At 64.9% G+C, this 20,300-nt stretch carries 21 protein-coding genes and 1 pseudogene; 11 read left to right on the top strand and 11 right to left on the bottom strand.

Translation table 11 applies throughout. The annotated features are described in order from the left end of the window. Window positions 1-104: 104 nt before the first annotated feature. The 4 genes from ACQKIK_RS05975 to ACQKIK_RS05960 all read left to right on the top strand — a co-directional run bounded on the left by ACQKIK_RS05975 (window position 105) and on the right by ACQKIK_RS05960 (window position 4,229). Window positions 105-1,061 carry a peptidylprolyl isomerase gene (locus ACQKIK_RS05975; protein ID WP_499135097.1) on the top strand — a complete coding sequence of 319 codons (957 nt, stop codon included), beginning with the start codon at window positions 105-107 and terminating at the stop codon, window positions 1,059-1,061. A 172-nt stretch (window positions 1,062-1,233) separates the two neighbouring features. Further along, window positions 1,234-2,223: a GTP 3',8-cyclase MoaA gene (gene moaA / locus ACQKIK_RS05970; RefSeq protein WP_499135095.1), complete on the top strand. Its 990-nt coding sequence runs from the start codon at window positions 1,234-1,236 to the stop codon at window positions 2,221-2,223. A gap of 231 nt (window positions 2,224-2,454) precedes the next feature. Further along, window positions 2,455-3,000, top strand: a complete 546-nt coding sequence (moaB, locus tag ACQKIK_RS05965; protein WP_014821507.1) for a molybdenum cofactor biosynthesis protein B — start codon at window positions 2,455-2,457, stop codon at window positions 2,998-3,000. Then, the gene (locus tag ACQKIK_RS05960; protein ID WP_499135093.1) at window positions 2,997-4,229 is read left to right on the top strand and encodes a molybdopterin molybdotransferase MoeA; all 1,233 of its coding nucleotides are present in this window, start codon (window positions 2,997-2,999) and stop codon (window positions 4,227-4,229) included. The genes moaB and ACQKIK_RS05960 overlap by 4 nt, the downstream gene beginning before the upstream one ends. 53 nt (window positions 4,230-4,282) lie before the next feature. On the opposite strand, the gene ACQKIK_RS05955 is transcribed toward ACQKIK_RS05960, so the two are convergent. The 9 genes and pseudogenes from ACQKIK_RS05955 to ACQKIK_RS05915 form a co-directional block, all read right to left on the bottom strand. Next, window positions 4,283-4,831 (bottom strand): cytochrome b, encoded by a 549-nt coding sequence (locus ACQKIK_RS05955; protein ID WP_463288182.1) that lies wholly within the window; start codon window positions 4,829-4,831, stop codon window positions 4,283-4,285. Between the two features lie 202 nt (window positions 4,832-5,033). Next, the gene (locus ACQKIK_RS05950; RefSeq protein ID WP_499135090.1) at window positions 5,034-6,446 is read right to left on the bottom strand and encodes an ATP-binding protein; all 1,413 of its coding nucleotides are present in this window, start codon (window positions 6,444-6,446) and stop codon (window positions 5,034-5,036) included. After that, entirely contained in the window at window positions 6,440-7,099 is a 660-nt protein-coding gene (locus tag ACQKIK_RS05945) for a response regulator (protein ID WP_046163972.1), read from the bottom strand. Before ACQKIK_RS05945 ends, ACQKIK_RS05950 begins: the two co-directional genes overlap by 7 nt. 62 nt (window positions 7,100-7,161) lie before the next feature. Next, a complete protein-coding gene (locus tag ACQKIK_RS05940) occupies window positions 7,162-7,812 on the bottom strand; it encodes a tetratricopeptide repeat protein (RefSeq protein WP_499135088.1) in 651 nt (216 codons plus the stop codon). Next, on the bottom strand, window positions 7,809-8,645 hold the full coding sequence (locus tag ACQKIK_RS05935; RefSeq protein WP_499135086.1) for an SDR family oxidoreductase: 837 nt from the start codon (window positions 8,643-8,645) through the stop codon (window positions 7,809-7,811). Before ACQKIK_RS05935 ends, ACQKIK_RS05940 begins: the two co-directional genes overlap by 4 nt. Continuing rightward, a complete protein-coding gene (locus ACQKIK_RS05930) occupies window positions 8,632-9,342 on the bottom strand; it encodes an iron-containing redox enzyme family protein (protein WP_499135208.1) in 711 nt (236 codons plus the stop codon). Before ACQKIK_RS05930 ends, ACQKIK_RS05935 begins: the two co-directional genes overlap by 14 nt. Further along, window positions 9,331-10,767, bottom strand: a pseudogene (locus ACQKIK_RS05925) (AMP-binding protein); the annotation flags it as partial. The pseudogene ACQKIK_RS05925 and the gene ACQKIK_RS05930, both read right to left, overlap by 12 nt. Continuing rightward, window positions 10,751-11,440 (bottom strand): thermostable hemolysin, encoded by a 690-nt coding sequence (locus ACQKIK_RS05920; protein WP_499135084.1) that lies wholly within the window; start codon window positions 11,438-11,440, stop codon window positions 10,751-10,753. The pseudogene ACQKIK_RS05925 and the gene ACQKIK_RS05920, both read right to left, overlap by 17 nt. A 137-nt stretch (window positions 11,441-11,577) precedes the next feature. Next, on the bottom strand, window positions 11,578-11,973 hold the full coding sequence (locus ACQKIK_RS05915) for a YkvA family protein (RefSeq protein WP_064481415.1): 396 nt from the start codon (window positions 11,971-11,973) through the stop codon (window positions 11,578-11,580). A gap of 57 nt (window positions 11,974-12,030) precedes the next feature. Between ACQKIK_RS05915 and ACQKIK_RS05910 the strand changes: the two genes are divergently transcribed. Both ACQKIK_RS05910 and ACQKIK_RS05905 read left to right on the top strand, forming a co-directional pair. Further along, complete coding sequence (locus tag ACQKIK_RS05910; RefSeq protein WP_499135081.1) at window positions 12,031-12,984, top strand: SdiA-regulated domain-containing protein; 954 nt, start codon at window positions 12,031-12,033, stop codon at window positions 12,982-12,984. A gap of 217 nt (window positions 12,985-13,201) precedes the next feature. Continuing rightward, window positions 13,202-13,540 carry a hypothetical protein gene (locus ACQKIK_RS05905; RefSeq protein WP_499135207.1) on the top strand — a complete coding sequence of 113 codons (339 nt, stop codon included), beginning with the start codon at window positions 13,202-13,204 and terminating at the stop codon, window positions 13,538-13,540. Between the two features lie 67 nt (window positions 13,541-13,607). Here the strand turns inward: ACQKIK_RS05905 and ACQKIK_RS05900 are convergent, their stop codons facing one another. Then, a complete protein-coding gene (locus ACQKIK_RS05900) occupies window positions 13,608-14,348 on the bottom strand; it encodes a phosphatase PAP2 family protein (RefSeq protein ID WP_499135079.1) in 741 nt (246 codons plus the stop codon). Between the two features lie 37 nt (window positions 14,349-14,385). Beyond that, window positions 14,386-16,344: an LTA synthase family protein gene (locus ACQKIK_RS05895; protein WP_499135077.1), complete on the bottom strand. Its 1,959-nt coding sequence runs from the start codon at window positions 16,342-16,344 to the stop codon at window positions 14,386-14,388. 108 nt (window positions 16,345-16,452) lie between these two features. On the opposite strand from ACQKIK_RS05895, the gene ACQKIK_RS05890 reads away from it, so the two are divergent. The 5 genes from ACQKIK_RS05890 to ACQKIK_RS05870 all read left to right on the top strand — a co-directional run bounded on the left by ACQKIK_RS05890 (window position 16,453) and on the right by ACQKIK_RS05870 (window position 20,299). Continuing rightward, window positions 16,453-17,136 (top strand): response regulator transcription factor, encoded by a 684-nt coding sequence (locus ACQKIK_RS05890; protein WP_127838405.1) that lies wholly within the window; start codon window positions 16,453-16,455, stop codon window positions 17,134-17,136. Then, on the top strand, window positions 17,126-18,400 hold the full coding sequence (locus ACQKIK_RS05885; RefSeq protein WP_499135075.1) for a sensor histidine kinase: 1,275 nt from the start codon (window positions 17,126-17,128) through the stop codon (window positions 18,398-18,400). Before ACQKIK_RS05890 ends, ACQKIK_RS05885 begins: the two co-directional genes overlap by 11 nt. A gap of 81 nt (window positions 18,401-18,481) precedes the next feature. Continuing rightward, window positions 18,482-19,159, top strand: a complete 678-nt coding sequence (locus ACQKIK_RS05880) for a class I SAM-dependent methyltransferase (RefSeq protein WP_499135072.1) — start codon at window positions 18,482-18,484, stop codon at window positions 19,157-19,159. Between the two features lie 2 nt (window positions 19,160-19,161). Then, a complete protein-coding gene (locus ACQKIK_RS05875) occupies window positions 19,162-19,881 on the top strand; it encodes a lipopolysaccharide kinase InaA family protein (protein WP_499135070.1) in 720 nt (239 codons plus the stop codon). After that, the gene (locus ACQKIK_RS05870; protein ID WP_499135068.1) at window positions 19,871-20,299 is read left to right on the top strand and encodes a diacylglycerol kinase; all 429 of its coding nucleotides are present in this window, start codon (window positions 19,871-19,873) and stop codon (window positions 20,297-20,299) included. Before ACQKIK_RS05875 ends, ACQKIK_RS05870 begins: the two co-directional genes overlap by 11 nt. Window position 20,300 lies beyond the last annotated feature (1 nt).

The raw sequence follows: 20,300 nt of genomic DNA, 5'->3' as shown, positions 1-20,300 counted from the left end.
TAAGAACAAGACGCCGGCGTGATGGCTCGGCGGCTGGCGTCTCTGCGTCAGCCGTCCTGGCTGAATCGACCAAACGTTCAAACGGCTTTATCGAGGTGATCATCATGGGTTGTGGATGTGGTGGAAGCACAGGCGGAGGCGGCTGCGGTGGCGGCGCGCGTCCGGAGATCGAAGTGCCGGCCGAGGCCCCGCTGTTCGAGGAGCTGGCGCACGAAGTTCATACCAATACTGCCGCTGAGCAAGCGTCCGGCGAACCCGCGCTGATCGCCAGCAGTGAACAGGAATGGCCCCGGGTGCACGTCAACGGCGTGGCGATCGCCTCGCAGGCCATTGCCCAGGAACTGCAATATCACCCGGCCGAAAGCCGCGATGAGGCCGTCTACCTGGCGACCCAGGCGCTGGTGCTGCGTGAGCTGTTGCAGCAGCGCATCGGCGAGCTGGGGCTGATGGTGCGAGCCGAGGCTGGCGAGAGCGAGGAGGAGGCGGCCACCCGCACCCTGATCGAGCAGGAAGTGCCGCTGCCGCTGGCCGATGAGGCGGCCTGCCGGCAGTACTACAACGGCAACCAGCAGCGCTTCTTCAGCGCACCCCTGCTGGCCGCGCGGCATATTCTGCTGGCCTCCCCGGCAGACGATGCCGAAGCCCGCAGCCTGGCTCGGGAACAGGCCTTGGCGTTGATCGCGCAGCTGCAGGCCGAACCGCAACGCTTCGCCGAACTGGCACTGCTGCATTCGGCCTGCCCGTCGAAGGGGCAGGGCGGTGCGCTGGGACAGATCAGCAAGGGCCAGACGGTGCCGGAATTCGAGCGCCAGCTGTTCCGTCTTCCGGTCGGCCTGTGCCAGCAACCGCTGGAGAGCCGTTACGGCTATCACTTGGTGGCCGTCGACCAGCGCATCGAAGGCGAGCAGCTGCCCTACGAGGTCGTCGCCGGCTCGATCCGCGCCGAGCTCAACCAGCGCGTCTGGCAGATCGGCGTCAGCCAGTATCTGCAGAACCTGGTGGGTGCGGCGCACATCGATGGCATCCATATGCAGGGCGCGGACACGCCACTGATGCAATAGCGGAGACTTAGCTCAACGTAGGGTGGATGACGCTTCACCCATCCACCTTTGCGGGCTGGAGGTGGATGGAAGCGGCGGCACTCGCACCACCCCACCGGGTCGCACCACCGGGCGGGGCCATGGTGGATGAAACAAGTGTCATCCACCCTACGAAGGTTCAGAGGTGTTATCGATGACTCAATTACGCGATGCCCACAACCGCCAGATCGACTACCTGCGCATGTCGGTGACCGACCGCTGTGATTTTCGCTGCGTCTACTGCATGGCTGAGGACATGACCTTCCTGCCGCGCCAGCAGGTGCTCGGCCTGGAGGAACTGGAACGCATCGCGCGGATATTCGTCGGTCTGGGGGTGAAGAAGATTCGCCTCACCGGCGGCGAGCCGCTGGTACGCCAGGGCATCGTCGGTCTCTGCGAGCGCATCGCGGCCTTGCCCGGCCTGCGCGAACTGGTGATGACCACCAACGGCTCGCAGCTGGTCAAGCTTGCAGCACCGCTGGCGCGCGCCGGGGTCAAGCGGCTGAACATCAGCCTGGATAGCCTGGATGCCGCAAAATTTCACGCCATCACCCGCACCGGTCAGCTGCAGCAGGTGCTCGACGGCATCGAGGCGGCGCGCGATGCCGGCTTCGAGCGGATCAAGCTCAACGCCGTGGTGATGAAGGGCCGCAACGCCGAGGAAGTCGCCGACCTGGTGGATTTCGCCATCGCCAGCGGGCTGGACATGAGCTTCATCGAGGAAATGCCGCTGGGTGACGTAGGTCGTTCGCGCGGCGAGAGCTTCTGCTCCAGCGACGAGGTGAAGGCGCTGATCGCCGAGCGGCACACGCTGATCGATTCGGCCGAGCAGAGCGGCGGCCCGGCGCGTTACGTGCGCCTGCCGGACCATCCGCAGACGCGCATCGGCTTCATCTCGCCGCATTCGCACAACTTCTGCGCCACCTGCAACCGCGTGCGGCTGACGGTGGAAGGGCGCCTGCTGCTGTGCCTGGGGCACGAGAACGCCATCGACCTACGTGCCTTGCTGCGTCGTCACCCGATCAGCGATCAGCCGGCGATCGATGCGATTCACGCCGCGTTGCAGCGCAAGCCGTTGCGTCACGAATTCTCCAGTGGCGGTGAGGTCCAGGTATTGCGCTTCATGAACGCCAGCGGTGGTTGAGCCAATGCCCCATGGGCTACGAGTCGACCGCTTAATTCGCTACCATCGGCCGGTATTGCCGGCTTGACTCACATGCCAGGTGCCACAGTCGGGCCTTGTCGCAGAAACCGCTCGTGCCATCGCCTGCAACGCTCACGGCACCACTCAGCGCGCACATACCTCCAAAGGGTAATGGGTTCGCATACGGCACGGGTGCAGCCTGTGCACACATCTTCAAAGGAGTTTCGAGCCATGGCTCATCTGTCCAACACCGAATTCCAGCCCCTGAGCATCGCGGTGCTTACGGTGAGCGACACCCGCAACATCGATTCCGATACCTCCGGCCAAGCGCTGATCGATGGGCTGCAGAGCGCCGGCCATACCTTGGCCGAGCGGGCCATCGTCAAGGACGACATCTGGCAGATCCGCGCCCGCGTCTGCAGCTGGATCGCCAGCGAGAACGTGCAGGTGGTGCTGATCACCGGCGGCACCGGTTTCACCGCCCGCGACAACACTCCGCAGGCGGTACAGCCGCTGCTGGACAAAGATGTCGACGGCTTCGGCGAGCTGTTCCGCTACGTTTCACTGGGCGAGATCGGCACCTCCACCGTGCAGTCCCGCGCGCTGGCCGGCATGAGCAACGGCACCCTGGTTTGCTGTCTGCCCGGTTCGACCAATGCGTGCCGCACCGCCTGGAACAAGATCCTTGTCGAGCAGCTGGACAGCCGTACCAAGCCCTGCAATTTCGTGCCGCACCTCAAGGCTAGCGCGGTCGAATACTGCGGGCCACGCTCATGAGCGCCTGTGGCTGCGACACCAGTGGCCTGAAGCCGGTCGACGAGGCCATTGCCGAACTGCTGGCGCGGGTGCCCGCGCTGCCGCCGGTCGAACATGTGGCGCTGCCCGATGCCCTTGGTCGGGTGCTGGCCGAATCCCTCGATGCACCCTTCCCGGTGCCGGCTTGGGACAACAGCGCGATGGACGGTTACGCCCTGCGCGCGGCCGACCTGCCGGCTGACGGCGGTTGGCTGCCGCTGGCCGGGCGCATTGCCGCCGGTGATGCGGCCGACCAGCAACTGCCTGCCGGCCACGCCGTGCGCATCTTCACCGGCGCGCCGCTGCCGCCGGGCGCCGACACCGTGGTGGCGCAGGAGGATTGCCAGATCGAGGCCGATCGCGTGCATTTCCCCGGGGTTATCCCGGGTGCCCATGTGCGTCGGCAGGGCGAAGAAGTGAAGGCCGGTGAGCTGGTGCTGCAGGCAGGCAAGCGCTTGCGACCGCAGGAAATTGGATTGCTGGCAAGCTTCGGCGTGGCCCGCGTGGCGGTCTATCGTCGTTTGCGCATCGGTCTGCTTTCCAGCGGTAACGAGCTGCGCGAACCCGGTGAGCCGCTGGCGCCGGGACAGATATACAACTCCAACCGTTACTGCCTGCTCAGCGTGCTGCGCAGCCTCGGCATGGAAGTACACGACTATGAAATCCTGGTCGACGAGCTGGCTGCCAGCCGTGACGCCCTGGCGCTGGCCGCTTCCGAATGGGACATGCTGATCACCTCCGGCGGCGTCTCGGTCGGCGAGGAGGATCACCTCAAACAGGCCATTCGCGAACTGGGCGAGCTGCACATGTGGCGCCTGGCAATTCAGCCCGGCAAGCCGCTGGCCTTTGGCGAGGTCAATGGCAAACCGTGGATCGGCCTGCCCGGCAATCCAGCTGCGGCGCTGATCACCTCGCTGGTGGTGGCGCGGCCGTTCCTGCTCAGTGCCCAGGGTTGCACCGAGGTGCTGCCCAAGCCGCTGCGCCTGACCGCTGGCTTCGCCTGGCGCAAGCCGAACAACCGTCGCCAATACCTGCGCGCGCGGCTGGAGCAGGTCGATGGCGAGATGCGCGTGTGCCTGCACCCGCGGCAGGGCTCGGCGATGCTGACCTCGGCCAGCTGGGCGGAAGGCCTGGCTATCGTCGAGCGCAACCGCACGCTGGAAGAAGGGGAGACGGTGGAGTATCTGCCGTTCAGCGAGTTGCTCGGCTGACAAACAAAAACGCCCGGTCGATGACGAGTCGGCCGGGCGTCTTCGTGCCTGGGTCAGATTTGTCGCTGCGGCAGCATCCGTCGAAGAACGTCGTCGCGGCGAACGTAGTGGTGAAACAGCGCTGCTGCAGCATGCAGACCGATCAGCCAGTAACCGAGCACGGCCACGGTTTCGTGAACTTCCTTGATATCACCGGCTAAGGCCTTGTCCGGGCCCAGCAGAGCGGGTAATTCAAGACCGAAGAACGGAATGGGTTTGCCAGCGGCGCTCAAGGTCAGCCAGCCCAACAGCGGAAGGCCGATCATCAGCGCGTAGAGCGCCAGGTGCGCCAGCTTGGCCAACCGTTGCTCCCAGGCTGCGCTGGCAATGGCGAGCGGCGCCGGTCGCAGCCATCGAGCCAGCAAACGCAGCCAGACCAGCATGAACACCGACAGGCCGAGCATGAAATGCCACTGCTTGAGCAACTCTCGCGGCTCGCTGCCCTTGGCAAAATTACCCTTCAGCTCGATCGTTGCGTAGACCGCTGCAATCAGCAGCACCATCAGCCAGTGCAAGCCAATGGACAGCCGTCCGTAGCGGATCGGCATCAGTTTATCGTTCATTTCACCTACTCCTCGTGTGGATACTTGCCGCCGAGTCTAGGCCTCGAAACTTAAGCGAAGCTTATCTGGGCAAGCGTCGCGACGATTCGACGCGGTGTTGTTGCGCGGCATGCCTCAAGGCAGCGCAGCGACGGCTGATACGGGGCGCGGCGATCGAATACTGGTGCTGCGCGAAGGGGATAGCCTGGGATTGAGGGCAGGCTCAGGTACGGGGAATACGCACAATCGCGCGTAATCCACCCAGTGCCGAATCGAGCAGTTCAACAGTCGCACCGTGCAGCTCGGCGATGCGCGCAACAATCGACAGGCCGAGCCCAGCACCCTGACCGTCGCCGAGGCGAACGAAGCGCTCGAACAGTTGCTCACGCAGCTCGGGCGCAATACCGGGCCCGCTGTCCGCAACCTCAATGATCAACTTATCCGGGGTGCTGCGCAGCTGTACCTCGATCCGCCCGCCGCTGGGGGTGTAGGTCAGCGCGTTACCGACCAGGTTCTGCAACAGCGTGGCCAGGCTTGCGGCATCGCCGGTCAGTGAGTAGTCACCGTGCTCATCGACTTCCAGTGTGAGTTCCTGTTCGCGGGCGATGGCCAGTGGCGTCAACTCGGCGAGGGTGTCGCGTGTCAGCCGACGCATGTCCAGCGGTGCCAGGAGCAGTTGCTGGGCGCTGGGTTCCAGTCGCGCGAGGGTCAGCAGCTGAGTGACTACGCGTGTCGTACGGTCGACCCCGGCGAGGAGCTGCCTGAGGGCTTCGTCACGGTCTGCCTCGTTGCCGGCCTGTTGTGCGTTCTGGGCGTGAATGCGCAGCACTGCCAGCGGTGTGCGCAGTTCATGGGCCGCATCGGCGATGAAGCGTTTTTCCCGATCGACCAATTGATTGACCTGTTGCAGCAGGCGATTGAGCGAGGCGGCCACCGGCTCCAACTCCTGCGGCAGCGGTGCCAGCAGCAGCGGCGCGAGGTTGTCCGGATCGCGATTCTTCAGTAGCTGGGCCATGTGCGCCAGGGGGCGCAAGCCCCAGCCCACCGCCAGCCAGATCAGCAGCGCCAGCAGAGGCAGACCGATCAGGTCAGGCAGCAGGCTGCGCCGGGCGATCTTGCCGACCAGCTCGCCGCGCACATCGTCGCGCTCGCTGACCAGAATCCAGAGTTCGTCCTCGGGGTCGTGCAACAGGAACAGGCGCCAGGCATGGCCGTCTAGCTGCACGTCGTGATAACCGCCACTCAGGTCGCTGAATGGCGACGCCGAGTCTGCCTTGGCCAATTCCTGCAAGGCGCCGTTCGGCGCACCGGCCGACTGCAGCACGCTGCTGCCATCCGCGGCGTAGACCTGAAAGCCGAGTTTGGTTTCGTAATCGTGCCCGGGCACCCCCTGATTCCGCCGCGCGTTCACCGCGGCGTCCAAGGCGCTCTGCAGCGCGTGGCGGGCTGATGGCTCCATTTCGCGCATCACCAGCCCCTGCACCAGCCGCGCGCTCTGCGCCAGCTGGGCGTCGAACAGCTCTTCGATCTCGTGGCGAGCGTCGCGATAACTGCGCCAGGAGATCAGGCTCAGCGACAGCAGCAGGATGCCGAGCACCAGCACTAGGGTGCGGTTGCGGATAGAGCGCCTCAGCATTTGTCCACCAAATAGCCGACCCCGCGCACGGTGCGGATCAGCTCGGGGAAGAATTTTTTGCGCAGGTGATGGATATGCACCTCCAGCGCGTTGCTCTCGACCTCCTCGTCCCAGCCGTAGAGCACCTGCTGCAGCCGATCGCGGGTCAGCACCCGACCGGGCTGGGCGATCAGCTCGTGGAGCAGGACGAATTCCTTGCGCGGCAGGTTGATCGGCGCGCCCTGGTAGCTGACCTGCTGGTTCACCGGGTCGAGCAGAATGCCGCGATACTCCAGGGTCGGCTCCGGGCGATTGAAGCTGCGCCGAAGCAGGGCGCGCAGGCGAGCCTTGAGTTCGGCGACATCGAAGGGTTTGACCAGGTAATCGTCGGCGCCGGCGTCCAGCCCGGCAATGCGATCACTGGTGGCATCGCGCGCGGTCAGTACCAACACCGGCACGGGGTTGGCGCTGGCGCGCAGCCGCTTGAGTACTTCCAGACCGTCCATACGCGGCAGACCGAGGTCGAGGATCGCCAGCTCGAAGCTCTCGTGACTCAGCGCATGCAGCGCGCTAGCGCCGTCCTGCAGCCAGTCCACTGTATAACCCTCCGGCTTCAGCGCAGTGCGGATGCCCTCGCCAAGAGCACGATCGTCTTCCACCAGCAGAATGCGCATGTCGTTTCTGTCGTCCTGAAGGGTTTGTGGCATTGCTTTGCATTCAACGCCGTCGCGCGCGGTTATTCCAGTTTTTCCTTGACCTGCGCGAGCAGCGCGCGGGCTTCGTCGCGGCGACCGGCATCGGCGACTTCACGACCGGGGCGGGCAGGTGCGGCGATGGCTTTTTCCAGTGCGGCGCTTGCTTCGCCATAGCGCTTCTGGCGCAGCAGGAAATCACCGTGGAAGTAGTTCGGGTCGATGCCGTTCGGGTTCAGCGCCAGCGCCTGATGGAACAACGCCTCGGCCTTGTCCTCGTCACCGAAGCCGATCGGCCAGCCAGGCACCTGATAGTAGAGGCTCGCGAGGCTGGTGTAGGCCGAACCATCAAGGGCCTGCGGATCAAGTTCGATGGCTTTCTCCAGTTCGGCCTTGGCCTGCTTGACCAGGCTCAGCGCACCGAGCCCGCCCTTGGCGCCGGCCCAGGTGCTGAGCACGATGCCGTGCCAGATATGCAGCTCGGCGGCCTGGGGTTCGCCGGCCGCCGAGCTTTCGGCCTCCGAGGCGAGCCGGGCGAAGGCCGCCTCGCGCTGTGCCGCAGGCAGTTGATAGTTGATCTCCGCCCAGCGCGTCTGGATCTGGCGCAGCGATGACTCGCCGGCCGGGCTGAGGGCTAAGGAGGGTTGGCTGGCCAGGGCCAGCATCAGGGCGCAAAGGCCGAGCAGAGGCTTCATGGGTGTTCTCCGGTAGAGGTAGGTTGCGATGCGGGTGGCGTTGGCTGTTCGGCGCGGGCGAAGCGCTTGATCACCGGCAACTGTTTTCGCAGCGCCTGATCGACCAGACGCGGCAAGAGGCCGTTGAGGCGCACGAAGAGCTTTTCCGGCCAGCCGAGGTACATCTCTTCACGCTCGGTGGCGATGGCGTGGACGATCTGCCGCGCGACTTCTTGCGGATCATCCATCTCCACCTTCAGCTCGTTGTTCATCGCCACCACATCGGCGCTGTTCATCGCCGTGCGGGTGGCGCGGGGCGCGACGTAGAGCACCTTGACGTGGCTGTCGGCCAATTCGCGCCGCAGCGCTTCGGAGAAGCCGCGCAGGGCGAACTTGCTCGCGCAGTAGGCGGTGAAACCCGGGTAGCCGATGGAGCCGAAGGTCGAGCCGAGGTTGACCAGCAGCGCCTGCGGTTGCTGGTGCAGCAACGGCAGCAGCAGGTGGGTCAGCTGCAGCGTGGCGGTGACGTTGACGCCGATCAGGCGGGCGATGGCGTCCTCGTCCTGCTGTTCGAGCAGGCTGAACTGGTTGATTCCGGCGGCATTGATCACGCAGTTGAGGCCGCCGAAACGCCGCGCGGCATCGAGCACCGTGTACCGGCCGCTGCGCTGGGTGAGGTCCGCGCAGACCAGGCTGACCTGCCCTGGATAGCGGCGCGCCAGCGCTTCCAGGGCAAGACTGTCGCGTCCCACCAACAACAGCCGTGCGCCGTTCGCGCAGAGCCGCTCGACCAGCACCTGGCCGATGCCGCCGCTGGCGCCAGTGAGCAGGATGCGCGCGTCACGCAGTTGCATGGCTGTGCTCCGGCGCGCTCAGGCTGCGGAAGATATCGCCGTAGAGTCGGTAGACCACGCGAGCGGTGTGCACCACGGCGGCCTTGTCGTCCTCGTCGTCGAGGCGGTTCATCAGCTTCTTGAAGAACTCGATGTGCTCCATGTCCAGGCTGCCGTGGGAGGTCAGGTAGCTGAATGCCTTGGCCGGCAGCTGCAGCTTGTCCTGCAGCACGCCAGCGGCCTGGGTCGCCAGGGCGATGCTGGTGCCTTCGAGCACGTTAACCATGCCGAAGAAGCTCGCCGGGTTGTGTCGCGCGATGCGGTCGTAGACATAGGCGACCATCAGTTCGGTGGGCAGTGCCGGCTGGCCGTGGCGCACCGCCTCAGCATCGCCACCGCAGGCGCGAATGTCGTTGAGAATCCATTCCTGGTGGCCGATTTCTTCCTCGATGTATTCGGCGATCGCCTCGCGCAGCCACTCCAGGCGCTCCGGCAGGCGTGCGCCGCAAGCCATCAACAGCGGCACGGTGTGCTTGACGTGGTGATAGGCCTGGGTGAGGAAAGCGATGTACTGCGCGCGGGTCGCAGTGCCGGCTAGCGCGGCGTGGATGATCGGCGCGCCGAGCAGGTACTCGCGCTCGCTGTTGGTCTGGTGTTGTAGTTGGTCGAAAAAATCCATGCTGCGTACCTCGAAGTCAGGAAAAAGTAGGGCGTTAATGGCCGGTTGGTAATGGTTGAAGAGGGCGTTGCGACGCAGCCGGCCGTTGGCGGTGACCAGACCGTTGCTGGCGGTGAAGGGCTCGGCGGCGCGCAGCCAGTGGTGCACGCGGGCGTAGTCCGGCAAGCCGGCGTTGACCCGCTCGACCGCCGCCTGCAGCTCGGCATCGCTCAGCTCGGGGCGGCGAGGTACGAGCACGGCGACGTTCTGCGCCAGTGCTTCGCCATGCAGCCAGGCCTGGGCGATGGAGGCCTGCTGCACCAGCTCCGCCTCGACCCATTCCGGGTTGACGTTGCGTCCGTACGCGGTGACGAACTGGTGCTTCTTGCGCCCGTGCAGGACCAGGAAACCGTCCTCGAAATGGCCGAGATCGCCAGTCGCCAACCACTCGCCAGCGAGGGCCAGCTCACCGAGGTAGCCGAGCATGTGCGGGCCGCGCACCAGTACCTCGTCATCGTCGGCCAAGCGCAGCTCGACGTGCGCCAGCGGCCGGCCGACCGTGCCGATGCGCCGCGCCTCGGGTGTGTTCAGGCAGACCACCGAGGCGCATTCGGACAGGCCGTAGCCCTCGAACACCGGTAGTCCGAGCCGCTCGGCGCGTTCAAGCAGCTGCGGCGCGACGCGGCCGCCACCGACCGCGATGAAGCGCAGCGAAGTCGGCAGCGGCACGCCCTGTTCGGCGGCGCTGACCAGGGCCAGCAGCAGCTGCGGCAGCAGGATCAGGCTGTGCGGCCGGTTCTCGTTCAGCGTCGTGACAAAGCGCGGCAGCTCGAAACCTGCGGCGCCGCTGAAACCGATCTCCGCCAGCGGACGCAAATCGATCCGTGCCCCCGCCAGCAGCGGCGCGTAGAGCCCGGCGATGTTCTCCAGTAGGGTAGCCAGCGGCAGCACGCACAGGTGCTGCTGCACATCGCAGGCCAGGCTGGCCTGCCGCAGGCTCTCGGCCACCGCCAGCTGCGCTTCGGCATCCAGGCAGACGCCCTTGGGCTGGCCGGTGGTGCCGGAGGTATAGGTGATCTTCAGGGTGCCGTCGGGCACCGGTGTGACGGCATCCGGCTGGCGCAGTAGCAGGCCGCCGACGCTCTGACGAAAGCCGCAGCGCTCGCTGAAAGGGCTGACGGCGCCGATCAGGCAGTCGATGCCGGCATGGTTCAGTACATGCTCCTGCTGCGCCGGGGAAAAGAATCCCGGCAGCGGCACGCAGACCAGCCCGGCGCGCAGCAGGGCCAGGTCCCACAGCGCCCACTCCAGACCGTTATCCAGCGCCAAGGCGACGCGCTGCACGCCGAGCTGTTGCAGATGGCTGGCGCGCGCGGCCACCTCATGGCGCAGTTCGGCGTAGCTCAGTTGGCGCGGCCCTTCGCCCAGCGCGATGCCGGCGTGCTGGTCGAGTGCCGTCCAGAAGCGTTCAGCTGCAGGCTGCATGGGGCGCCTCCGCGGTGTCGAACAGCGGCTGATAGCCGAGCCGCGCATAGAGGCCGAGCTGCAGCAGGCGCTGGTGGCCTGGCAGGATCTCGCCGGCCATCAGCTGCGGCCGGCAGGCGTAGTAGCTGCCCCAGTCGGCCAGCTCCTCGCCCATGCGCGCCGGATCGGCCAGACCCAGCGGCAGCGGATCGAGCGCCAGGCGCTGGAAGCTGTTAAGCAGTGCCGGCGTGCCGGTGAACACCACCCAGCGAAAGCCCTGGGCGACCAGCAGATCGGTCAGCGCGACGATCAGCAGGCGCGCCGAGGCATTGCCGAAGGCGGCGAGGTTGCCGACCTCGACGATCTCCTCGCGCGGCACCGTACGCCCATGGCGCTGGCTCACGGCCTGCTCGATGGGCTCGTCCAGATAGCGTTCGAGAAACAGCGGCCGGCGCCGGGCGCTGCGCAGGCCGACCGCGCCATGCACCTCGCCATTGTCGCCATGCAGGCCGAGCAGGCAGGGCATGAAATGACGCACCTGCGCTTGATAGTGCTCGGCGAAACGCTGGCGGATGAAGTCTTCCAGCGCTGTGCGCCGCTCGCCTGCATCTGCCTGCGCCAGTTGCAGGGTCAGCGCCGGCTCACGGCCGATACACGCCAGTACGTCAGTTTGATCAACCCAGGGCAGTTCCATCGGGGAACCTCGGTTAGAAGCCTGGGGCGATTGTTGGGCGGCAAACTTAAGGCAGCCTTAAGTCAGTTGCCGTGGTGCAACGATCCGTGCTGACGACGATTTTTTCACATGTGCCTGGCTATGCTCGGCTGCGTCGATCACGCCGTGCTCAGCCAGTAGGCCAGGGCGCTGGCGGTCAACACCCAGATGAGCACGACTGCGGCAGCGCCCGCCCGGCTGATCGAGCGTGGCGTGTTTTCCCACGCAAGCGCCTGGGCGCGGCATTCGCTGAGAATGGCTGGAGGCATCAGGCGTATGGCCAGCCAGATGCCCAGGGGCAACAGCAGCAGATCGTCGAGGTAGCCGAGCACTGGAATGAAGTCCGGAATCAGGTCGATCGGGCTCAGTGCGTAGGCGACCACACAGACCAGTAACGCCCGCAACCACCAGGGCGTATCCGGGTGGCAAGCACAGCACCAGAGCGTCATGACGTCACGTTTGAGCTGGCGTGCCCAGCGCTGCAGGCGCGACGTGAGGCGAGACAGGCTGAACATTCGATTGCTCCTTTGTGCAGAACAGGCGGCAGCGCTAGCGATGAGGAAAGAACCGAGATGACGCAAGCAAGCTCTTACACCAGACAACGCCTTGGGGCGATGGTCCGCCGTCGCTACCGCTGGGTCGGCCTGACGGCTCTGTTGTTCGCATTCGTTGCGACGGCGATAGCGCTTCACTGGAACGAGCGCTGGTACTTCAACCTGACCCGGCAGATGAACGTCACTCAATATGATCTGGCGAACCGCTGGTTACCTGGCTATGCGGTATCCATCGACGGCAAGCCGGTAGAGGGAATCAGCCGGAACCTCTCGGCGGTCAGCTATGACGCGGATCTGGATTGCCTGCTGGCGGTGGTGAACGGCGGCCCAACCGAGCTGGTGGCGCTGAGCAAGAGCGGCGAGCTGCTCGAGCGCTATCCGCTGCAGGGTTTCGGCGACATCGAAGGCGTGACCTACATGGGGCATGGTCGCGTGGCCGTGTCCGATGAGCGAGCGCAACAGATCAGCATCTTCCGCTTGCCGACGCAGCCACGACCCGTTGATGCGTCCGAGGCGCAGTTCTTCTCGCTCGGGATCAACCTAAACGGCAACAAGGGCTTCGAAGGGCTGACGTACGATGCGGCGGGCGACCGGCTGTTTATTGTCAAGGAACGCGACCCTCGGCAGCTGTACGAGGTGGGTGGAGTCGCTGCCAGCCTCGAGGGGCCGCTGCAGCTGACCATCCGCGACCGCAGCGACTGGATTGCGGATCAGGTGTTCGCCACCGATCTGTCGGACATTCACTTCGATGCCGTTACCGGCCACCTGATCCTGCTCAGCGACGAGTCGCGCTTGCTCATGGAGCTCAGCGATAGCGGGCGCATGCTCAGCTATCGCAGCCTCAATCGGTGGTTCGGTGGTCTGCGGCATTCTGCGCCGCATCCCGAGGGCGTCACCCTTGACAGCGACGGCACGCTGTTCGTCGTCAGCGAGCCCAATCTGTTCTACAGCTTCCGCCGTACAGGGGGCTAACGCCGGTCAGCGCCTTCACACTTTGTTCACGCCCGTTTGACGAAACCCTGACAGCAAGCCGATCAGACTTCGAAGCGTGCCGTGGTGGCCCTTGGCGCTTGCCGCGGGCTTCATTTCCTAATGCCCGAGTGATCTCATGTCTTCTCGCCATTTGCGTCCACACCGCGCCAGTAAAGGGCGTAACAGTTCTTCACCTCATCGTCGGGCACTGCTAACCATGATGCTCGCCGGACTCTCCCTGACCGGTTGCCAGAGTTCATCGGAGCTGCTGGTCGCCGACGAATACCCGCCCGAATATGCCGATGGCTTCCGTGCCGGGTGCGGCAGCGGCCGCCAGGCTGCCGGCGCGCTGGCTCAGTTTCGCAAGGACGTCCCGCGCTACATGGGCCAGCCGTTGTACGCCGAGGGTTGGAATGACGGCTATCGCCAATGCCAGGCGATGCAAATTGATACCGGTGGGCTGACCGCCTGGCGCAGCAATGCGCTGGAACGTGATCGCGACCGGGCATGGCGCCACCATGTGGATCAGGCCAAGGCAGAAGCTTTTCACCGCTGAGCGCATTCGTGGTCCATGGGAGGCGCATGAAACCAAGCCGGTGCGCCTCAAGGCCAGACGCGGGTAGCTAGCCCGCGAGTTCGGTCGCGAGCAGCGGCTGCTCGACCGGTGTCGCTCGATACAGCACCAGCCGGTAACAGGCCAGGCAGATCGTCCAGTCGAACAGCAACGTCCATAGGTTGTGCGAGAAGAAATGCGCGCCCTGCATCACCCGACCGACCGACAGCACTGTCCCCAAGCCGAGTGCCACCGCGAGGGCGAGCCGAGCGGTACGCGGTCGTTGGTCACGAAGCACGAAGAACAACGCCAACAATGAAAAGCCCGCTGAGGCGTGGCCGCCGGGCCAGCAGCGCCCCGGCTTGAGCGTCGGCGCGCGCTCGCTTAGCAGCGGTGTAAAGGTTTCAGCACCACCGAATTCCACCAGGCTCCACGGGCAATGCACGCCAGTGAGCGCCTTGAGCGGCGTGACGATGCTGGTCGATAACCCCAGCGCAAGCACCAGATAGCCCAGCGAGCGGCGCCACTGAGCCAGCCGCGTCGGCAGCAGACTCAGCACGAAACCAGCGATGGCAAGCACGCCGAGCGCGATGACCCCTTGCTTGATCCGGTCATGCAGGACGTCTTCGAGCAGCCAGCTGTGGCGCCCGACGAAACCGACGCCGGGCTGATAGAACAGGTGTGACAGGGCAAAATCGAGATTGCTCGGCTCGCCCACCAGCAGCGCGACCATCAACAATGTTGGCACGCCGAAGCCGAGGGCGAAGTTGAACGGGCGGCTAGCGGCAGGCGTGTTCGGCGCGACGGACATCTTTACTCCAGAGGCGCCGCGAGCGGCGCCGGTAGGTTCAGCGCTGGCTGAGTTGGGTAGCGGTGGGTTGCGGGCGTTTCCAGCCGAGCAGGGCGTGGCCGTAGTCGTAACTGGCGCCCTGGTAGTAGGCGATGTCGCGGCGCACCAGCGGGTCGTCCGAATTGGCAGAAAGCTCGCGGCTCGCTTGCAGCGCATCGTCATGCCGGCGCATGCCACGCCGTGGGCTGAGAATCGCCAGGTCCTTGCCGTCGAACAGGCCGAGGTGCTGATAGTTGCCGATCAGTGCGCGTGCAGGCTGGCCGTCGTCGCGCAGCAGGTTGCGGCCGAAGAAGGTCGAGACATAGTCCAGATTGAGCAGGCCGAGCAGGGTCGGCGCGATATCGATCTGACTGGCGACCCGGTCCACCTCGCGCGGCTCGATCAGGCTTGGGGCATAGATGAACAGCGGGATGTGATAGTTGGCCACCGGCAGGTCCTGCGAGCCCGCGCTGCCGGCGGTGTGGTCGGCGACGATGACGAACAGGGTATTGGCGAACCAGGGCTTGCTCCGGGCGTTGCGCAGGAACTCGCCGATGGTCGCGTCGGTGTATTTGACAGCGCCTTCACGGCCCTCGCCGGACGGGATGTCGATGCGTCCGTCCGGGTAGGTGTAGGGGCGGTGGTTGGAGGTGGTCATCATCTGCAGGAGAAACGGCTTGCCGACAGCGTAGTCGGCGTCCGCCTCGCGAAGCGCCAGCTGATAGAGGTCTTCGTCAGCCATGCCCCAGGCGTTCTTGAAGTGAATGTCGGCTTCGTCCGCGCTGCTCTGGTCGACCACGCGGTAGCCGTTGCCGCTGAAGAATGCACCCATGTTGTCGAAGTAACCGCGCCCTCCATAGAGGAACACGCTGTCATAGCCCTGCGCGCGAAGCTGCTGACCGAGGCTGGCGAAGCCGCTTTCACGGCCGATGCGCTTGACGATGGAGCGGCCAGGGGTTGGCGGTACGGAGAGGGTAATGGCTTCCAGGCCGCGATCGGTGCGCGTGCCGGTCGCGTAGAAGTTATTGAGGTACAGACTCTGCTGGCGCAGCTGGTCGAGATTGGGCGTCAGGCCGCGGGTGTCGCCAACGCTGCCGAGGTATTTGGCACTGAGGCTTTCGACGGTGATCAGCACGACGTTGAGTTTGCGCGGCTGGCCGGGATTGTCGATGACGCGGCGGATATCCAGCGGGTCCTGGCCGATGAAGCGGGCATTGGGTTCGCCGACTTCGGCGCGCAGGCTGTCGGCGACGGCAACCTGGGGCAGGGTCGGGTAGAACTGCCGGTAGTCCAGCTCGTTGTTGCGAAAGGCGGCGAAGAACTGGAACGGGCCATTGCTCGCCAGTTCGCGCCGATAGACGTTGCCGCCGATCCCCCGCGGGAAGTCCTGGCCGATGATCAGCGCGCTCGCTGTCGCAGTGACCAGCAGTCCGGCGAGTGTCACAGCACGGGCCCTGAACGGCAGGCTTGGTGCTTCCAGTGCGCGCCGAATCTTTCGCTTCAGCACCGCCGTAGCGGAGAGTGTGACCAGCGCCATCAGGCCCAGCAGCGCATAAACCGGGTACGACTCAAGGATGTTGTGCAGCACTTCGTCCGAATAGACCAGATAGTCGACGGCAATGAAATTGAACCGCACGCCGAATTCGTCCCAGAACAGCCACTCGGCCAGCGCCGTGAACAGCATGGCGTAGAGACTTAGGGCCAGCAGCAGGGTGAGCCCGCGCTGGTGCCAGCGGCTCGCCCAGATCCGCTTTGGGCACATGAGCAGGTAGCACGCCAGCGGCAGCGCGGCGAAGCTCAGGAACGCCAGGTCATAGATCAACCCCAGCCCGTAGATCTGCAGCAGGCCATCCAGCCCGCTGGCAGCTTCCTGCCAGTGAGCGAACAGCAGCGCGCTGCGGGTGATCAGAAAAACGCCCAGCCAGAGGCCGGCCAGCAGCGACAGATAACGAAGTTGAGCATGGCGCAGGAATGTCATCGTATGATCCACGGGCAAGATTGAACGCGCCGAAGTCTGCGCACCCGCCTGTGAGCCCTTCGTAAAGAAGGCGTGAAAATTCCGTCATTTGCCTGCTAGCGAACCGATATGCGCATTCTGGTCATCGAAGACAACCGCGACATCCTGGCCAACGTCCTGGACTACCTGGAGCTCAAGGGCTACGTGGTCGATTGCGCTCAGGACGGTCTAAGCGGCCTGCACCTGGCCGCCACCGAGCATTACGACCTGATCGTGCTGGACATTATGCTGCCTGGCATCGATGGGCTGCAGGTCTGCAAGCGGCTGCGTGACGATGCCGGGCGGGATACCCCGATCATCATGCTCACGGCTCGTGATGCGCTCAATGATCGGCTGCAAGGGCTGGGTGCCGGCGCCGACGATTACCTGATCAAGCCGTTCGCGCTGTCGGAGCTGGTCGCCCGCATCGAGGCGATCCTGCGGCGCAGCCAGGGCTCGCGCAAACACAAACTGCAGGTCGGTGACCTGCACTATGACCTCGATACCCTGCAGGCAACCCGCGCCGGGCAGCCGCTGCGATTGAATCCCATCGGCCACAAACTGCTGGCGATCCTCATGCAGAAGAGCCCGGCGGTGGTGCGGCGCGAGCAGCTGGAGGAAGCGCTCTGGGGCAACGATGTTCCCGACAGCGACAGCTTGCGCAGCCATATTCACCAGCTACGCCAGGTGCTCGACAAGCCGTTCGCGGCACCACTGCTGCACACCGTGCATGGCGTCGGTTTCCGACTCGCGGAGCCTGACCATGCTTGCTAAGCAGCCCTTCGCGCGACGCATCGTCATCGCCTTCACGTTGATGACGCTGGTGGTCAGCGGGACTTTTTCGCTCGGAATCGTCGCGGTCGTGCATTTCATCGAGGAGCACCTAGTGACCCAGGAGCTGGGGCACGAATTAGATAGTGTGCTCAATGACGTCGTGGTTCACGGGGACGCGCCACGGCTCGACGCGGTCACCCGATTCTTCGCCTCGAACCTGCCTGGCTACGCCATTCCCGAGGCGTTCACGGGGCTCGCCGATGGGTTCACCGAGCTGGTCCGTAACGAGGATGCCTACTACGTCTATCAACGCGAAATCGACGGAGCCAAGTATTTGCTGGTTGAGGAACAGCATGAATTCGAGGCTCGCGAGAACGCATTGTTCATGGTGGTGCTAGCCGGATTCGTGCTGAGCATCCTTGGTGCCTGGGGGCTTGGCTGGCTGATGGCCAGAAAAGTCATGGCCCCGCTGTCACGCCTGGCGCAGCAGGTTCGTCATCGCGATCAGCTGCATCCGCTGGCGCCACCACTGGCGTTGCAATATCCGGACGACGAGGTCGGCCATGTGGCGGCGGCGTTTGACAGTACCCTCGGCCAACTGCGCCAGAGCCTGGAGCGCGAGCGGCTGTTCACCAGCGATGTCAGCCATGAGCTGCGCACCCCACTGATGGTCATCCTCGGCGCTTGCGAACTGCTCGACCAGACCGAACTACCGGAAAAGTCACGTACCCAGGCCCAGCGCATCGAGCGCGCCGCGCAGGAAATGCACGAGCTGGTGCAGACGTTCCTGATGCTGGCGCGGACCCGGCCGGAGCAGACCGCCTTTGCCGGCACCGCCAGCCTGAGCAGCGTGGCGCAGGAGCAGACCGAGCGCTGGACGCCGCTATTTCTTGAAAAGGGGCTGACGTTCAATGTGGTCAGCGAAGGCGAGGACAGCGGCGAATACAACCTCACACTGCTTGGCTCGGTGATGTCCAATCTGCTGCGCAACGCCCTGCATTACACCGACAGCGGCTCGGTGCGGCTGATTCTCGAGAACGCCGGCTTTCGTGTCGAGGACACAGGCATGGGCATTCCGCTGGAGCAGCAGGAACGCATGTTTCAGCCCTTCGTGCGCGGCTCCGACAGCCGGGGGGAGGGCCTGGGGCTAGGGCTGTCGCTGGTCAAGCGCATCTGCACACATCAGGGGTGGTCAGTGGGTGTAGCCCCTTGCGAGCCCAAGGGCAGCTGCTTCCAGGTGCGTCTGAAAAGCGATGGCGTTTGACGTTTTTTTCACATCCCGTTGACGGGCCCTTGATGTCTGTCTGGTTAGTTTGGCGTTCCGTTTCCAACCGGAATGCCCGCCATGACCACATCGAGCCCCATCGAACTGGAGTTCTCGCGCAAGTACGACCGCCAGCACGCCTACGAATACCTGCATAAGCATCAGGATGGCCTGGCCCGACGGCTGTCGCACTGGCGTGACGAGCAGATGGCGCGCCGCGCACTGAAGATCTCCGGCGAGCCCGATCTGGTGCTCGACCTGCCGTGCGGCGCCGGGCGCTTTTGGCCGTTGCTGGCCGAGCATCCGAGCCGGATGATCTTCGCCGCGGACAACTCCGCCGACATGCTGGCGATCGCCGAGTCGGCGCACCCGTTGGAAGTGCTCAAGCGGGTGGAGACCTTTCAGACGTCGGCGTTTGCCATCGACATGGGCGACAACGCAGTGGACAACATCTTCTGCATGCGCCTTCTGCACCACATCGCCGACCCGGCGCACCGGCTGGCGATGCTGCGTGAGTTCCACCGCGTCACCCGTGACACGCTGATCGTCTCGCTGTGGGTCGATGGCAACTACAAAGCCTGGAAGCGCAAGCGCCTGGAGCGCCGCCGTCCGGCGAAGGACAACCAGAACCGCTTCGTCGTCGCGCGCTCGCTGATCGAGGCGGAATTCGCCGAGGCCGGTTTCGACATTCTCGACCGTAATGACTTCCTCCCCGGCTACGCCATGTGGCGGGTCTACGTGCTGCGCAAGCGGGGTTGAACATGAGCCGACCAATCGTATTGCCGGCCCGCGAAGCGCGTACCAGCACCTTCCAGCGCTGGTGGAGCACGCAGGGCGAATGGGTCGAGGAACCCAACCAGCGCCGTGCCGGCGAAAGCGGCGTGCAACGGATACGCCTGCGCGATCCGCAGCAGCCGCTGCTGTACTGCAAACGGCAGATTGGCCACCTGTATCGCTCGCCGCTGCATCCTTTCGGCCGGCCCACGGTGCTGCGCGAACTGCAGGCGCTGCAAGCATTCGGCCGACTCGGCGTGCAGGTGCCGGAACTGGTCTACTGCGGGACCCGGCAGCAAGCCGGCCAGTGGCAGGCGCTGCTGGTGACGGCGGAGCTGGAGGGGTTTGTCAGCCTGGAGGACTGGTATCAACAGGGCCTGAGCGAGCGCTTCGGTCCGGCGGTACAGGAACGCATGCTGGCAGCGGTCGGGATCACCCTGGCGCGCATTCATCAGGCACGCTGGCAGCATGGCTGCTGCTATCCCAAGCACATCTTCATCAGGGTTCAGGGTGAAGGTGACGCGACCCGGGTCGAGGTCGCACTGCTCGATCTGGAAAAGAGCCGTCGCCGGTTACGTCGCAGTGCCGCTGCACGGCATGACCTGCGCCAGCTCAAGCGTCATCGCCAGACCATGCCGGAGCAGGACTGGCAACGATTGCTGGCCGCCCACCGCACCTTCAGCGAGTTGCGCTGCGATGTCATCTGAGCCGACCTGCGCGGCTACCGATGCCGTGGCCAGCGTTGACGTGCCGGCCGACGGTGCGGCGCTGAAGGGGCGCAGCGGACTGGCGCGCATCTGGTACGCGTCCGGCTATTCGGCTGCAGGTCTCAAGGCCGCTTATAGAGGCGAAGCGGCGTTTCGCCAGTTGGTGCTGCTGAACCTGCTGCTGATTCCGCTGGCCTTCCTGCTCGACGTCAGCCGCGTCGAGCGCGCCGTGCTGATTGCCGTGGTGTTTCTCGGCCTGATCGTCGAACTGCTCAACTCGGCCATCGAGGCGACGGTCGACCGCATCTCTTTCGAACTGCATCCGCTCGCCAAACAGGCCAAGGACATGGGAAGCGCCGCGCAATTGCTGGCGCTGTGCCTGATCGGTCTGGTTTGGTCGGTGATTCTGATCCCCTGAA

This window comes from Pseudomonas sp. NPDC047961, from assembly GCF_050272435.1.
Classification (GTDB): Bacteria; Pseudomonadota; Gammaproteobacteria; order Pseudomonadales; family Pseudomonadaceae; genus Stutzerimonas.
Note: the sequence above shows the minus strand (reverse complement) of the source record. Positions and strands in the feature narration are given on the sequence as shown.